This window comes from Kocuria sp. GQ42 (assembly GCF_059758435.1).
In genome coordinates, this window is record NZ_JCAXEN010000002.1 from 409,998 (window position 1) to 422,525 (window position 12,528).

A 12,528-nucleotide genomic window follows, 5' to 3' on the forward strand; every position below is an offset into this window, starting at 1 on the left:
GACGCGACCCCTCGCCGCGCGGCGGTGCCCGGCAGCGACCCCTCGCTGCGTAGCGGGCTCGCGTCGCGACCCCTCGCCGGGCGGCGTGCGAGCATGGGCGCATGGACCCTGCGTGCGACGTGCTCATCATAGGCGGCGGCATCGCCGGACTGTCCCTGGCCTCGGAACTGGCCGAGCGGCGGGGGAGCGGGGCCGGGATCGTGCTCGCGGAGACCGAGCCCGTCCCGGCCCACCACACCTCCGGGCGCTCGGCCGAGCAGCTGATCCCCAGCTACGGCCCGGCCCCCGTCCGGGAGCTGACCGGGGCGACCGTGGCCCGGCTGCTCGACCCGCGCCCCGCCCCGCCGCGGCCCCTGGCCTGGCCCAGCCGCATGGTGCTCGTCGGGACCGAGGCCCGGCTGCGCGCCGAGGCCGCCCCGGGGACGCGGCCGCTGTCCCGGGCGGAGCTCGTGGAGCTGTGCCCCGAGCTGGCCTGCTCCCCGGCGGACGCGGTCGAGGCCGGGCGCCTCGACAGCACCTCCGTGCGCACCGACGCCGCCGCGCTCGTGGCCTGGCACCGCGACCGGGCCGCGGCCGCGGGCGCCCGGCTGCTCACCGGCGCCCCGGTGACCGCGGCCGAGCCCGACGGCGCCGGCTGGCGGGTCGCGGCCGACGGGCACCGGGTCCGGGCCCGGCAGGTCGTCGTCGCCGCGGGCGCCTGGGCGGACGAGGTGGCGGGCCTGTTCGGCGCGGCCCCGCTGGGCCTGCGCCCGCTGCGGCGCACCGCGGCACTGGTGCGGCTGGCGAAGCCCCTGGCCCCGGACCACCCCATGGTCGTCGCCGCGGACTCGGGCTGGTACTACCGGCGGGCCGGGGACGGCGCGCTCGTCTCCCCGTCCGAGGCCGTGCCGAGCGAGCCCTGCGACGCGCAGCCCGTGCTCGAGGACGTCGAGGACCTCCTGGGGCGGCTCAACACCGTGACCTCCCTCGGCGCCACGGGGATCGAGCGGGCCTGGACCGGTCTGCGCACCGAGTCCCCGGACGGCGTGCCCGTGTGCGGGACCGACCCGGCGGTTCCGGGGCTGGTCTGGCTCGCCGGGCAGTCCGGCTACGGGTTCCAGACCAGCGCCGCCATGGCCCGGGCGGCCGCGGACGTCCTCCTGGACGGGACGGTGGGCCCGTGGTGCTCCCGGGAGACGGCCGCCGCCCTGGACCCGGGCCGCTTCCGGCGCTGAGCCCCCGGGGGTCCGGCGCGGCGGGTCCCGTGCCGTCGGCCTCCGTGTCGCTCGGTCGCGGATCCTGGGCGGGGCCAGACCGCGCGCGAAACCCGCCGGCCCGGCTCAGGCGCCGGCGAGGCCCATCCGGTCCAGCACCCAGGCATACTCCCAGGCCGTGTCCTTCCACTGCGAGTACCGCCCCGAGGCGCCGCCGTGGCCCCCGGCCATCTCGCAGCGCAGCAGCACCGGCTCGCCGGAGGTCGAGGCCTCCCGCAGCGCGGCGACCCACTTGGCGGGCTCCACGTAGAGCACCCGGGTGTCGTTGAGGCTCGTGACCGCGAGGACCGGGGGGTAGGGCAGCGGCCGGACGTTCTCGTAGGGGGAGTAGTCGCGCATGTACCCGTAGACGTGCGCGTCCTCGATGGGGTTGCCCCACTCCTCCCACTCCAGGGCCGTGAGCGGCAGGGACGGGTCGAGGATGGAGGTCAGCGGGTCCACGAACGGCACCGCCGCCAGCGCGCCGCAGTACCGCTCCGGTACGAGGTTGAGCACCGCGCCCACCAGCAGGCCGCCGGCGGAGCCCCCCATCACCAGGATCCGCCGCTCGTCGACGTCCGGCCGGGCGGCGAGGTGCTCGGTGACCGCCACGTAGTCGGTGAACGTGTTCGTCTTGTGCAGCTTCTTGCCGTGCTCGTACCAGGTCCGCCCCAGCTCCCCGCCGCCGCGCACGTGGGCCACGGCCCAGACCACGCCGCGGTCCAGCAGGGACAGCCGGGAGACCGAGAACGCGGGGTCGGTGCTGTGCTCGTAGGAGCCGTAGGCGTACTGCAGCACCGGTGCCGGCACGGAGGGGTCGAGGTCGGCGCGGCGGACCAGGGAGACGGGGATGCGGGTCCCATCCGCCGCGGTGGCCCAGTCCCGCTCCACCGCGTAGTCGGCGGGGTCGTAGCCGCCGAGCACCGTGGCCTCGCGCCGCAGCAGCGGCTCGGCGGGCAGCGCGCCGTCGTCCCCGGTGGCGCCCGCCACGAAGAGGTCGTAGACGCGCGGGGGCGTCGTGAAGGACGTGTAGGACAGGCGCACCACGGGGGCGTCGTGCTCCGCGGCGGAGACGCTCGCGGTGTAGAGCTCCTCGGCGAACGCCGGCTCCACGGGGGCGGCCTGGGCGTCCGTGCCCAGCCCGGCGAGCGGGAGCAGCCGGACCCGCAGCGTGGTGTCCGCCCGGACGGAGACCACCAGGTGGGTGGCCGTCACGGCGCAGCCGTTGACGCGGACCGTGCCGGAGGCCGGCACGACGTCGCGCAGGGCCACCTCCGCGACCGGACGGCCGAGGTCGGCCGGGTCCATGAGGGAGATCCGGGAGTTCGGGGCCTCGTGGTCGTGGGTCAGCAGGATCTGCTCCCGCCCGTCCAGCAGCAGGGGCTCCGCCTCGTAGAGCACCCGGTCGGTGCGGGGCAGCACCACCCGCAGCGGCGCCGCCGGGTCCGCGACCGGCTGGATGAGCTGCTCCGAGAACTCGGAGCACATGGCCTCCACCACGATCCAGCGCCGGTCCGCGGACAGGCCCGCCCCGAGCCACAGGCCGGGGTCGGCCTCCTCGTGGACGACGACGTCCTCGGCCACCGGGGTGCCCAGCTCGTGCCGGCGCAGCTGGTGGGGGCGCCAGGACTCGTCCACCACCGTGTAGTACACGGCGCGCGCGTCCGGGGTGAGGAAGGACCCGTAGAACGTCCCGGGGATCTCGTCGGCGAGCAGCGCCCCCGTGGTGAGGTCCCGGACCCGCAGGGTGAAGCGCTCGTCGCCGGTGACGTCCTCGGCCCAGGCCAGCAGCTCCCCGTCCTCGGAGACGTCGAAGCTGCCCAGGGAGTAGAACTCGTGCTTCGCGGCCTCCGCGTTGGCGTCGAGGAGCACCTGCTCCCCGGCCATGGGGGTGCCGGGCTCGACGACGGGCGGGGTCCAGTCCGCGAGCACGTCGCCGGTGGTCACGGCCGGGACCCGGCAGAACACCTGGTGCGCGCCGCCCTCCACGGTGCGGGCGAAGTACCACCAGGCGCCGCGCCGGCTGGGCACGGACAGGTCGGTCTCCTGGGTGCGGTCCTTGATCTCCCCGAAGATCGTCTCCCGCAGGCCCGCGAGGTGGGCGGTGGCGGACTCCGCGTACTCGTTCTCCGCGGTGAGGTGGGCCAGCACCTCGGGGGAGTCCTTTTCCCGCATCCACTCGTACGGGTCGGAGAACACGTGGCCGTGGAAGGCACGCTCGACGGGCTGCTGGCGGATCTGCGGGGGAAGGACAGTCATGGTCCCCATCCTAGGGAAGACGTCCCGGGTGGGGAGGAGCGGTCCGGACGGGCCCGGGGGCGCCCGGCGCGGGGTGCGCGGGGCGGCCGGCGGGCCGGTGCCAGAATGGCCGCATGAGCACCCCAGCCCACCTCGCCCCGCGACCGCCCGCCTTCGGCTCCACCCGCGCCGACCTGTGGCTGCAGGTGCTCCTGGTGCTCGGGGTGTCCCTGGGCGCCTCGGCCCTCTGGGCGGTGCTGTCCCTCGCCGAGCACCTGGCGCGCGGACCGCTCTCCGAGGCGCAGGCCACGATGAACCCGCCGCTGAGCCCGCAGCCCCTCATCGACCTGCTGCGCCAGCTCACCGGGATCGCCCTGGACCTGGTGCCGGTGCTGCTCGCGCTCTACCTGCTCGCCGGCTCCGCCGGAGCGCTGGGCACGGTCCGCCGGCGGATCGGCCTCGACGCCCGGATGCCCCTCCCGGACCTGGGCCTCGGCACCGTGCTCTTCCTGCTCATGGGCCTGGGCACGCTGGCGCTCTACGGCGCCGGCCGGGCCCTGGGCGTCACCGCGGAGGTGACCACGTCCGGGCTCGCAGCGCACTGGTGGACGGTGCCCGTGCTGCTGCTCTCGGCCGTGCGCCACGCCCTGGTCGAGGAGGTCGTCGTGGTCGCGTTCCTGACCGACCGGCTGACCCGCATCGGGTGGAGCTGGCCGGTGGTGCTGGTGGTCACGGCCCTGTTCCGCGGCAGCTACCACCTCTACCAGGGGATCGGGCCCTTCCTCGGCAACGTGGTGATGGGCCTCGTCTTCGCGGAGCTCTACCGGCGCACCGGCCGGGTGACGCCCCTCGTCGTCGCGCACTTCCTGCTGGACGCCGTCGGCTTCCTCGGGGCCGCCCGGCTGCTGGGCTGAGCCCCGCCCCACGGTGCCCGGGCTCAGATGGTGACGGCGCCGTCCGGGGTGCTGAACGTGACGGAGAGCACCCCGGGGGTGCCGTCCGGATAGCGCCAGTCGACCTCGAGGTCCTCGAGCGCGGTCTCGACGGGGGCGCCCAGCCACTCGGTGACCCGCTCCGGGGCTCCGGCGATGGCCATCCCCGCGAGCCCGACGTCCGTGATCCGCGCCTGGGACGGGTGCATCTCCGGGGCGGAGTCGAAGTGGATCATGAACGGCAGCTGCGGATCGGCGATCAGGCCCTTGACACCGATCTGGTGCCACTCCAGGCACCGGCCGTCCGGGAACACCCGGTGGCCGGGCACGGAGCGGCGCCCCAGGCGCTGCTCGAAGGGGGCGAGGTCCTCGACCTCCACGACCCAGCCCAGCCAGCCGCCGCCGGCGGCGGACCGCGCGCGCACGGCCTGCCCGAAGGGCGCCTTCTCCGCCGCCGGGTGCTGGAGGACCTCGACGACCTCCACGTACTGGTGGTTCGTGAGCGGCAGGATCATGTTGCGGGTGCCGAAGCGGGGGTGCACCCCGCCCTTGACCGGTTCGATCCCGAGCTGGTCGGCGATGCGCTCGGTGGTGGCCTCCAGGCCCTCCGGGCGGCAGGCGTAGGACACGTGGTCGACTCTCATGGGCACATCGTGGCACCCTGTGAGTTTCGTCTCCAAATCGGTCCGCGACGCGCCGGGCACCGTGCGGGCGACACCCCTGCCGGAGCGTCACGCCCGGCCCCGGCTTGACGCCGCGCGGCCCTGATCCGGAGAATGCTGTCCAGGTCATGAGCGCCAGCGTCCAAGCCCCAGCTAGCTGGCCGGCAACCCTCCACCGCGGTGGGGTGCCCTGGGTGAAGACCAGGCTCCTCGCGACCGGCGAGCGAGCAAGCGCGGGTCCCCGGCGCCCGGCCGTTCCCGGCCGCACCGCCTCGGCCGGGACGGGACCCCTGAGATCCACAAGGAGTCCCACGGCATGTCCGATCTCCCCGCCTCCAGCACCGACGCCTCCGCCGCCCGCACCGACGTGGCCGCGGCCGAGCGCCCCACCCCCGAGAACCCCGGGGGCTGGGCCTTCGAGACCCGGCAGATCCACGCGGGGCAGAGCCCCGACCCGGTCACCGGCTCCCGCGCCCTGCCGATCCACCAGACCACGTCCTTCGTCTTCCCCGACGCCCAGGCCGCCGCCGACCGCTTCGCGCTCGCCGAGCTCGGCCCGATCTACACGCGGATCGGCAACCCGACCACGGAGGTCGTGGAGAACCGGATCGCCGCCCTGGAGGGCGGCGTGGGTGCCCTCATGCTCAGCGCGGGGCAGTCGGCGACGACGTTCGCCGTGCTCAACGTCGCCGGCGCGGGCGACCACCTCGTGGCCAGCCCCAGCCTGTACGGCGGGACCTACAACCTCTTCAAGTTCACGCTGCCCAAGCTCGGCATCGAGACCACCTTCGTCTCCGACCCCGACGATCCCGAGGCGTGGCGGCGGGCGGTCCGGCCGAACACGAAGGCCTTCTTCGCCGAGACGATCCCGAACCCGCGCAACGACGTCCTCGACATCGAGACGGTCTCCGGGATCGCCCACGACCACGAGGTCCCGCTCATCGTGGACAACACCGTGGCGACCCCCTACCTCATCCAGCCCCTGCGCTGGGGCGCGGACGTCGTGGTGCACTCGGCCACCAAGTTCCTCGGCGGGCACGGCACCGCCATCGGCGGCGTGATCGTGGACTCCGGGGCCTTCGACTACGGCCGCTACCCGGATCGCTTCCCCGGCTTCAACCAGCCGGACGAGTCCTACGGCGGTCTCGTCTACGCCGAGGCCCTGGGCGCCGAGGGGCCCTTCGGCGTCAACCTGTCCTACATCCTCAAGGCCAGGGTGCAGCTGCTGCGCGACCTCGGCTCGGCGATCTCCCCGTTCAACGCGTTCCTCATCGAGCAGGGCATCGAGACGCTGTCCCTGCGGATGGAGCGGCACGTGGCCAACGCCGGGACGGTGGCCCGCTGGCTCGAGGCCCGCGAGGACGTGCGCTCGGTGTCCTGGGCCGGGCTGGAGTCCTCCCCGTGGCACGAGCGGGCGCAGAAGTACGCGCCCCGGGGCGCCGGGTCGATCCTGGGCTTCGTCCTCGACGGCGGCCGGGAGGCCGGGGCCGCCTTCGTGGACGCCCTGACCCTGCACTCGAACGTCGCCAACATCGGCGACGTGCGCTCCCTGGTGATCCACCCCGCGTCCACCACGCACAGCCAGCTCCTGCCCGAGGAGCAGCTGGCCGCCGGCGTGGAGCCCGGCTTCGTGCGCCTGTCCGTGGGCCTGGAGCACATCGACGACATCCTGGCGGACCTGGAGCAGGGCTTCGCCGCGGCCGCGGCCGCGCAGGGAGGACAGGAGTGACCGTGACGGTCGTGAGGGGCTCCGGCGCCGGGACCGCCGTCCGCGAGGACGGCGTGCCGCGGATCGCCGGGATCGGCGAGCTCGAGCTCGAGTCGGGCTTCCGGCTGCCCGACGTCCGGATCGCCTACGAGACGTGGGGGACGCTCGCCCCGGACGCCTCCAACGCGGTGCTCGTCGAGCACGCCCTCACCGGGGACACCCACGTGGCGGCCGGCCGGGCCCGCCCCGGCGCCCCCGAGGCCGAGCGGCGCGCGGCCGAGAGCGGCGGCTGGTGGGAGGGCCTGATCGGCCCCGGCGCCGCCATCGACACGGACCGGTGGTTCGTGGTCTGCACCAACATCGTGGGCGGCTGCTACGGGTCCACGGGCCCGGCGACCCCCGCGCCGCCGAGCGTGGACCCCGAGGGCCGCCCCTGGGGCTCCCGCTTCCCGCTCATCACCGTCCGGGACTCCGTGCACGCCGAGGCGGCGCTGGCCGATGCCCTCGGCATCGACGCCTGGCGCCTGGTCATCGGCGGCTCCATGGGCGGGGCCCGCGCCCTGGAGTGGGCCGTGACCCACCCGGACCGTGTCCGGGCGTGCGCGGTGGTCGCCGCGTGCGCCCAGTCCAGCGCCGAGCAGCTCGCGTGGGGCCAGGCGCAGAACCTCGCGATCCGCCAGGACCCGCACTTCCGCGGCGGGGACTACTACGACGGCCCGCCGCCCGTCACGGGCCTGGGACTGGCCCGGCGGATCGCCCACATCACCTACCGCTCGGCCGACGAGCTGCACCACCGGTTCGGGCGCTCGCCGCAGGCCGAGGAGCAGGTCATCGACACGCACGCCGGCGGGCGGGGGCGCTACCAGGTGGAGAGCTACCTCGACCACCAGGCGTCCAAGCTGGCGGGCCGCTTCGACGCCAACAGCTACCTCGCCGTCAACGAGACGCTCATGTCCCACGACGTCGCCCGGGACCGCGGGACGCTCGAGGAGGCGCTGTCCGTGACCTCGTGCGAGTGGCTCGTGGCGGCGGTGGACTCCGACCGGCTCTACCTGCCCCGTGAGTCCGACGTCCTGGCCGCCGCGCTGCCCGGGGCCGTCCGGCGGCACACCCTGACCTCGCCCTCGGGCCACGACGGCTTCCTCATCGAGGCTCCCCAGCTCGGCAAGCTGCTCGTGGAGACCGTGCTGCCCGAGCGCTGAGCCGGGACGGGGCCCTCCGCCGTTCCCGCTCGCTCAGCCGTCCGCGGCCCCTCGGCCGTCGCCGGACCCCTCCCCGGGTGACTCGCCGGGCGCGACGCCGCCCCCGGGCACGGTGGGGGTGCCGAAGTGCGGCCGCTTCGGCCGGACCTGCGCCCCGGAGCTGGTGCGCCGGATCCGGCGGGCCACCCACGGGCGCAGATAGCGGTGGGCCCAGACGAGGTCCTCGCCGCGGGCCTGCCGCCAGGACGAGGGCGGACGGTCGGGCACCACCTCGGGCACGAGGCCGTGCGCGAGGCCCAGGGTGTCGAGGGCCTCGACCGCGATCCTGTGGTGGCCCAGGGGCGAGAAGTGCAGCCGGTCTGGGTCCCACATCGCCGGGTCCGCGAGCTCCCGCAGCCCCCACAGATCCACCAGCACGGCGTCGTGCCGGGACGCGACCACGCGCACGTTCTCGTTGTAGACCGCGATCCGGCCCCGGATCCCGCGCAGCACGGGCGTGGCACCGATGTCCGGGCCGCCGACCAGCACGACGGTCGCCCCGTCCGCCGCGAGCCGGCCCACGACGTCGTCCATCTCCTCGGCGATCGCGTCCGGGTCCCCGCCCGGGCGCAGCATGTCGTTGCCGCCCGCGCAGACCGTCACGAGGTCCGGGGTCAGCTCCAGGGCCGGCCCCACTTGCTCGTCGACGATCTGGCGGAAGAGCCGGCCGCGGATCGCGAGATTGGCGTAGGACAGACCGGGGGCGAGGCGGTCCAGCTCCTCGGCGACCCGGTCCGCCCAGCCGCGGTGCCCGCCGGGGGAGCCGGGGTCCGGGTCCCCGATGCCCTCCGTGAACGAGTCGCCGATCGCCACCATGCGGCGCCACGGGTGGACGGGAGGTGCGGTGTCCGGGGGTCCCGGCGTCGTCTCGGTCATGCCTCCCGGTCTACCACCGGGCCCGGCGGGCGTCCACGCGCCCGCGCCGCGGGCCCCCGGGACCGGGTGGCACACTGGTGCCATGACCGACGCCACCGTCCCGACCGGGACCGCCACCCCCTTCGCCGTGTGGAGCAGGGACGCCGACGCCCGCCCCGGCACCCCGCTGCTCGTGCTCCTGCACGGCTACGGCTCGCACGAGCAGGACCTCATGGGTCTCGTCCCGGCCCTGCCGGGCGAGTTCAGCGTGGCGTCCGTGCGCGCCCCCCAGCCCGCCGGGTTCGGCTACCAGTGGTTCCCGCTCGCCGCGGACCTCAGCTTCTCCCTCGACCGGGTGGCCGAGGCCGTGGAGCCCGTCGCGGCGTGGCTGCGGGAGCTGGTCGCTGACCACCCCAGCACCACGCTGCTGGGGTTCTCGCAGGGCATGGCCATGGCCACGTCCCTCGCCCGCCACATGCCGGGCGAGATCGCCGCCGTGGTGGGGCTCTCCGGCTTCGTGGTCCCCGGCGAGCACCCCCTGTTCGCCGACGAGGAGCTGCGGGAGCGGCCGCTGCGGATGTTCTGGGGCCGTGACCCGCAGGACCCGGTCATCCCGCAGGAGCTCGTCGACTCCACCGCCGAGTGGGCGCTGGAGCACGCCGACGTCATGAAGGTGCACTACACCGGGGTCGGCCACGGGATCAGCCCGCAGGAGGTGGGGCACGTGCGCGAGTACCTCACCCAGGTGGTGCTGGGCGACCCGGACCGCCCGGTCAGCCGCCCGCGGTGATCCGCACCGAGGCGCCCCCGGCGGAGACGACGTCGCCCGGGTGCAGCTGCCGGCCGCGCCGCGTCTCGACCTCGCCGTTGACCGAGACCTGACCGTCCTCCACCAGGCCCCGGGCATGCGCCCCGTCCTCGGCGAGGTTCGCCAGCTTGAGGGCCTGGCCCAGCCGGATCATGTCGTCGCGGATGGGCAGTTCGTCGGGGCCGCCGGGCCGCTGGGGAGTCGTCATGCCCCCATTGTCCCAGGTCCCCGGCGGTCGGCGGGCACGGCGGGAATTGGCTACCCTGGGACGAGGACGTCGCACGCGGCGTCCTCGTTCGTGACGGCCGACGACGGCCGGTCCCCGCCCGGCGCACCGCCGGGCCACACCACCCACCACGCGCGTCCGCAGCCGGCGGTCGGGCGAGACCCTGGAGGAATCCCACATGGCCCCCAAGTCCACGCTGGACAACGTCATCTCGCTGGCCAAGCGCCGCGGTTTCGTGTTCCAGGCGGGTGAGATCTACGGCGGTTCCCGCTCGGCCTGGGACTACGGGCCCCTCGGCGCGGAGCTCAAGGAGAACATCAAGCACGAGTGGTGGCAGACCTTCGTGCGCGGGCGCGAGGACATGGTGGGCCTCGACTCCTCGATCATCCTCCCGAAGGCCGTGTGGGAGGCCTCGGGGCACGTGGCGACCTTCACGGACCCGCTCGTGGAGTGCACCTCCTGCCACAAGCGCGCCCGCCAGGACCACCTGGTCGAGGCCTTCGAGGAGAAGAAGGGCCGCGCCCCCGAGAACGGCATGGCCGAGATCCCCTGCCCCAACTGCGGGACCAAGGGCCAGTGGACCGACCCGCAGCAGTTCTCCGGGCTGCTCAAGACGTTCCTCGGCCCGGTCGACAACCAGGAGGGCCTGCACTACCTGCGGCCCGAGACCGCCCAGGGCATCTTCGTGAACTTCAACAACGTGGTCACCGCCGCCCGGAAGAAGCCGCCGTTCGGCATCGGGCAGATCGGCAAGGCGTTCCGCAACGAGATCACCCCGGGCAACTTCATCTTCCGCACGCGCGAGTTCGAGCAGATGGAGATCGAGTACTTCACCCACCCGTCCGAGGCCGGGCACTTCTTCGACGAGTGGGTCGAGGCGTGCTGGAACTGGTTCACGGACCTGGGCATCGACCCGGACCACATGCGCCGCTACGACGTCCCCGAGGACGACCGGGCGCACTACTCCGCCGGCACCATCGACATCGAGTACCGGTTCGGCTTCCAGGGCAACCCGTGGGGCGAGCTCATGGGCGTGGCCAACCGGACCGACTACGACCTCGGCGTGCACAACGAGCACTCCAACACGGACCTCAGCTACTTCGACCAGCAGACCAACGAGCGCTACGTCCCGTACGTGATCGAGCCGTCCTTCGGCCTGACCCGGTCGATGATGGCCTTCCTCGTGGACGCGTACACCGAGGACGAGGCCCCCAACTCGAAGGGCGGGGTGGACAAGCGCACGGTCCTCAAGCTGGACCCGCGCCTCGCCCCGGTCAAGGCCGCGGTGCTGCCGCTGTCCCGCAACGAGGACCTCTCGCCGAAGGCCAAGGACCTGGCCGCCGAGCTGCGCCGGAACTGGAACATCGACTTCGACGACTCGGGGGCGATCGGGCGCCGCTACCGCCGCCAGGACGAGATCGGCACCCCGTTCTGCATCACGGTGGACTTCGACACCCTCGAGGACCAGGCCGTGACCATCCGCGAGCGGGACGCGATGACCCAGGAGCGCGTGGCCCTCGACCAGGTGAAGTCCTACCTCGCCGGGAAGCTCGTCCGCTGATGAGCGGCGCGCTGACCGGCCCCGGGCTGCGGCCCTGGCGGGACGGGGACGACCTGCGGCTGCTCGAGGTGTGGCCCGACCCGGAGACGCCCCAGGCCGCCGCCTTCCGGGCGACCCTGCGCCCCGACGACGACGCCCCGTGGTCCCGCACGGTCGTGGCGGAGGACTCCGGCGTGCCGGTCGCCGCCGGCACGGTCTACGAGTCGGCGCTGCACCCCTCGAGGCTGTGGGCCTACGTGGAGGTCGCCCCCGACCGCCGCGGCGAAGGGCTCGGACGGGCCCTGCTGGAGCGGCTGCGCACCGAGGCGGCGGGCTCGCCCTCGGGCGTGCAGGCCCTGCGCACGAAGGCGGCGCCCGGCTCGGCCGGCGAGCGCTTCGCCCGGGCCGCCGGCCTGGACCCCGTCCAGGACTCGCGCGTGGTCCGGGTGGCGGCCGGGGCCCTGCCCCTCCAGCCGCTGCGGGAGCACCCCGACGGCACACCGGCGCAGGCCGTCGAGGACCTGGCCACCGGCTCGGTCGAGCTGACCCGGGCGCTGTGGGCGTTCTACCGGGCCGTGCACGCCTGGGACGAGCCGGCGGACCTGTCCGTGGGACGGGTCAACCAGCTGTTCCTCTCCGACGCCGCGCACGCCTTCGGGGCGCTCGTGCTGCGCAACGGCGTGGGCCCGGGGGAGCGGGGCAGGATCTCCGCGTTCGCCGTGAGCTACCGGCCCGTCGAGCTCGACGCCGCCCCCGGCGCCCCCGCCCCTGAGGACGCGCCGGACGAGCCCGCCCACGTCGTGCTCGGCTGGGCGCCGGGGGACGCCGCGGCAGGTCCCGCGCTCGAGCAGCTGCTCGCGCTGCTGGCCCACCACCACCCCGTGCAGTTCCAGGTGGACGGGTCGATGGAGCCGCTGACCGCCGTCGTCGACAACCTCCTGGCGGCCGGTGCCGCCACGGTCGTGGAGACCTCCGTCGTCCTCGCGGAGCCCGGGGACTGAGCGCACGGGCCGAGCACCGGCACGCGGGAGGCCCCGGCACCTCGAGGTGCCGGGGCCTCCCGCGTGCCGGCGCCGGGTCCGGCCG

Annotated in this window: 11 protein-coding genes and 1 riboswitch; of the genes, 7 read left to right on the forward strand and 4 right to left on the reverse strand. The window is 74.8% G+C overall.

Going from position 1 to position 12,528, the window contains the following annotated elements; translation table 11 throughout:
* Positions 1-101: 101 nt before the first annotated feature.
* The gene (locus AC6CH6_RS07320; RefSeq protein WP_498254631.1) at positions 102-1,214 is read left to right on the forward strand and encodes an NAD(P)/FAD-dependent oxidoreductase; all 1,113 of its coding nucleotides are present in this window, start codon (positions 102-104) and stop codon (positions 1,212-1,214) included.
* Positions 1,215-1,319: 105 nt separating this feature from the next.
* Here AC6CH6_RS07320 and AC6CH6_RS07325 read toward each other — a convergent pair whose 3' ends face one another.
* Positions 1,320-3,491: a S9 family peptidase gene (locus AC6CH6_RS07325; RefSeq protein ID WP_498254632.1), complete on the reverse strand. Its 2,172-nt coding sequence runs from the start codon at positions 3,489-3,491 to the stop codon at positions 1,320-1,322.
* A 113-nt stretch (positions 3,492-3,604) separates the two neighbouring features.
* Between AC6CH6_RS07325 and AC6CH6_RS07330 the strand changes: the two genes are divergently transcribed.
* The gene (locus AC6CH6_RS07330; RefSeq protein WP_498254633.1) at positions 3,605-4,384 is read left to right on the forward strand and encodes a CPBP family intramembrane glutamic endopeptidase; all 780 of its coding nucleotides are present in this window, start codon (positions 3,605-3,607) and stop codon (positions 4,382-4,384) included.
* Between the two features lie 23 nt (positions 4,385-4,407).
* Here AC6CH6_RS07330 and AC6CH6_RS07335 read toward each other — a convergent pair whose 3' ends face one another.
* The gene (locus AC6CH6_RS07335; protein WP_368810633.1) at positions 4,408-5,046 is read right to left on the reverse strand and encodes a VOC family protein; all 639 of its coding nucleotides are present in this window, start codon (positions 5,044-5,046) and stop codon (positions 4,408-4,410) included.
* A 142-nt stretch (positions 5,047-5,188) separates the two neighbouring features.
* A riboswitch (SAM riboswitch) is annotated at positions 5,189-5,304 on the forward strand.
* A 76-nt stretch (positions 5,305-5,380) separates the two neighbouring features.
* On the opposite strand from AC6CH6_RS07335, the gene AC6CH6_RS07340 reads away from it, so the two are divergent.
* A complete protein-coding gene (locus tag AC6CH6_RS07340; RefSeq protein ID WP_498254634.1) occupies positions 5,381-6,793 on the forward strand; it encodes a bifunctional o-acetylhomoserine/o-acetylserine sulfhydrylase in 1,413 nt (470 codons plus the stop codon).
* Positions 6,790-7,974 (forward strand): homoserine O-acetyltransferase MetX, encoded by a 1,185-nt coding sequence (metX, locus tag AC6CH6_RS07345; protein WP_498254635.1) that lies wholly within the window; start codon positions 6,790-6,792, stop codon positions 7,972-7,974. Before AC6CH6_RS07340 ends, metX begins: the two co-directional genes overlap by 4 nt.
* A gap of 33 nt (positions 7,975-8,007) precedes the next feature.
* On the opposite strand, the gene AC6CH6_RS07350 is transcribed toward metX, so the two are convergent.
* On the reverse strand, positions 8,008-8,889 hold the full coding sequence (locus tag AC6CH6_RS07350) for an SGNH/GDSL hydrolase family protein (protein ID WP_498254636.1): 882 nt from the start codon (positions 8,887-8,889) through the stop codon (positions 8,008-8,010).
* Between the two features lie 82 nt (positions 8,890-8,971).
* On the opposite strand from AC6CH6_RS07350, the gene AC6CH6_RS07355 reads away from it, so the two are divergent.
* Positions 8,972-9,658, forward strand: a complete 687-nt coding sequence (locus AC6CH6_RS07355; RefSeq protein ID WP_498254637.1) for an alpha/beta hydrolase — start codon at positions 8,972-8,974, stop codon at positions 9,656-9,658.
* On the opposite strand, the gene AC6CH6_RS07360 is transcribed toward AC6CH6_RS07355, so the two are convergent.
* Positions 9,642-9,884, reverse strand: coding sequence for an RNA-binding S4 domain-containing protein (locus AC6CH6_RS07360; RefSeq protein WP_031283177.1), 243 nt, complete (start codon positions 9,882-9,884; stop codon positions 9,642-9,644). The genes AC6CH6_RS07355 and AC6CH6_RS07360 overlap by 17 nt on opposite strands.
* A 196-nt stretch (positions 9,885-10,080) precedes the next feature.
* Between AC6CH6_RS07360 and AC6CH6_RS07365 the strand changes: the two genes are divergently transcribed.
* Entirely contained in the window at positions 10,081-11,463 is a 1,383-nt protein-coding gene (locus AC6CH6_RS07365) for a glycine--tRNA ligase (RefSeq protein ID WP_017833819.1), read from the forward strand.
* Positions 11,463-12,443: a GNAT family N-acetyltransferase gene (locus AC6CH6_RS07370; protein WP_498254638.1), complete on the forward strand. Its 981-nt coding sequence runs from the start codon at positions 11,463-11,465 to the stop codon at positions 12,441-12,443. The genes AC6CH6_RS07365 and AC6CH6_RS07370 overlap by 1 nt, the downstream gene beginning before the upstream one ends.
* The last annotated feature ends 85 nt before the right edge of the window (positions 12,444-12,528 follow it).

Coding starts and splice junctions, on each gene's coding strand:
- AC6CH6_RS07320 (WP_498254631.1), top strand. CDS start 102: ATGGACCCTGCGTGCGACGTGCTCATCATAGGCGGCGGCATCGCCGGA.
- AC6CH6_RS07325 (WP_498254632.1), bottom strand. CDS start 3,491: ATGACTGTCCTTCCCCCGCAGATCCGCCAGCAGCCCGTCGAGCGTGCC.
- AC6CH6_RS07330 (WP_498254633.1), top strand. CDS start 3,605: ATGAGCACCCCAGCCCACCTCGCCCCGCGACCGCCCGCCTTCGGCTCC.
- AC6CH6_RS07335 (WP_368810633.1), bottom strand. CDS start 5,046: ATGAGAGTCGACCACGTGTCCTACGCCTGCCGCCCGGAGGGCCTGGAG.
- AC6CH6_RS07340 (WP_498254634.1), top strand. CDS start 5,381: ATGTCCGATCTCCCCGCCTCCAGCACCGACGCCTCCGCCGCCCGCACC.
- AC6CH6_RS07350 (WP_498254636.1), bottom strand. CDS start 8,889: ATGACCGAGACGACGCCGGGACCCCCGGACACCGCACCTCCCGTCCAC.
- AC6CH6_RS07355 (WP_498254637.1), top strand. CDS start 8,972: ATGACCGACGCCACCGTCCCGACCGGGACCGCCACCCCCTTCGCCGTG.
- AC6CH6_RS07360 (WP_031283177.1), bottom strand. CDS start 9,884: ATGACGACTCCCCAGCGGCCCGGCGGCCCCGACGAACTGCCCATCCGC.
- AC6CH6_RS07365 (WP_017833819.1), top strand. CDS start 10,081: ATGGCCCCCAAGTCCACGCTGGACAACGTCATCTCGCTGGCCAAGCGC.
- AC6CH6_RS07370 (WP_498254638.1), top strand. CDS start 11,463: ATGAGCGGCGCGCTGACCGGCCCCGGGCTGCGGCCCTGGCGGGACGGG.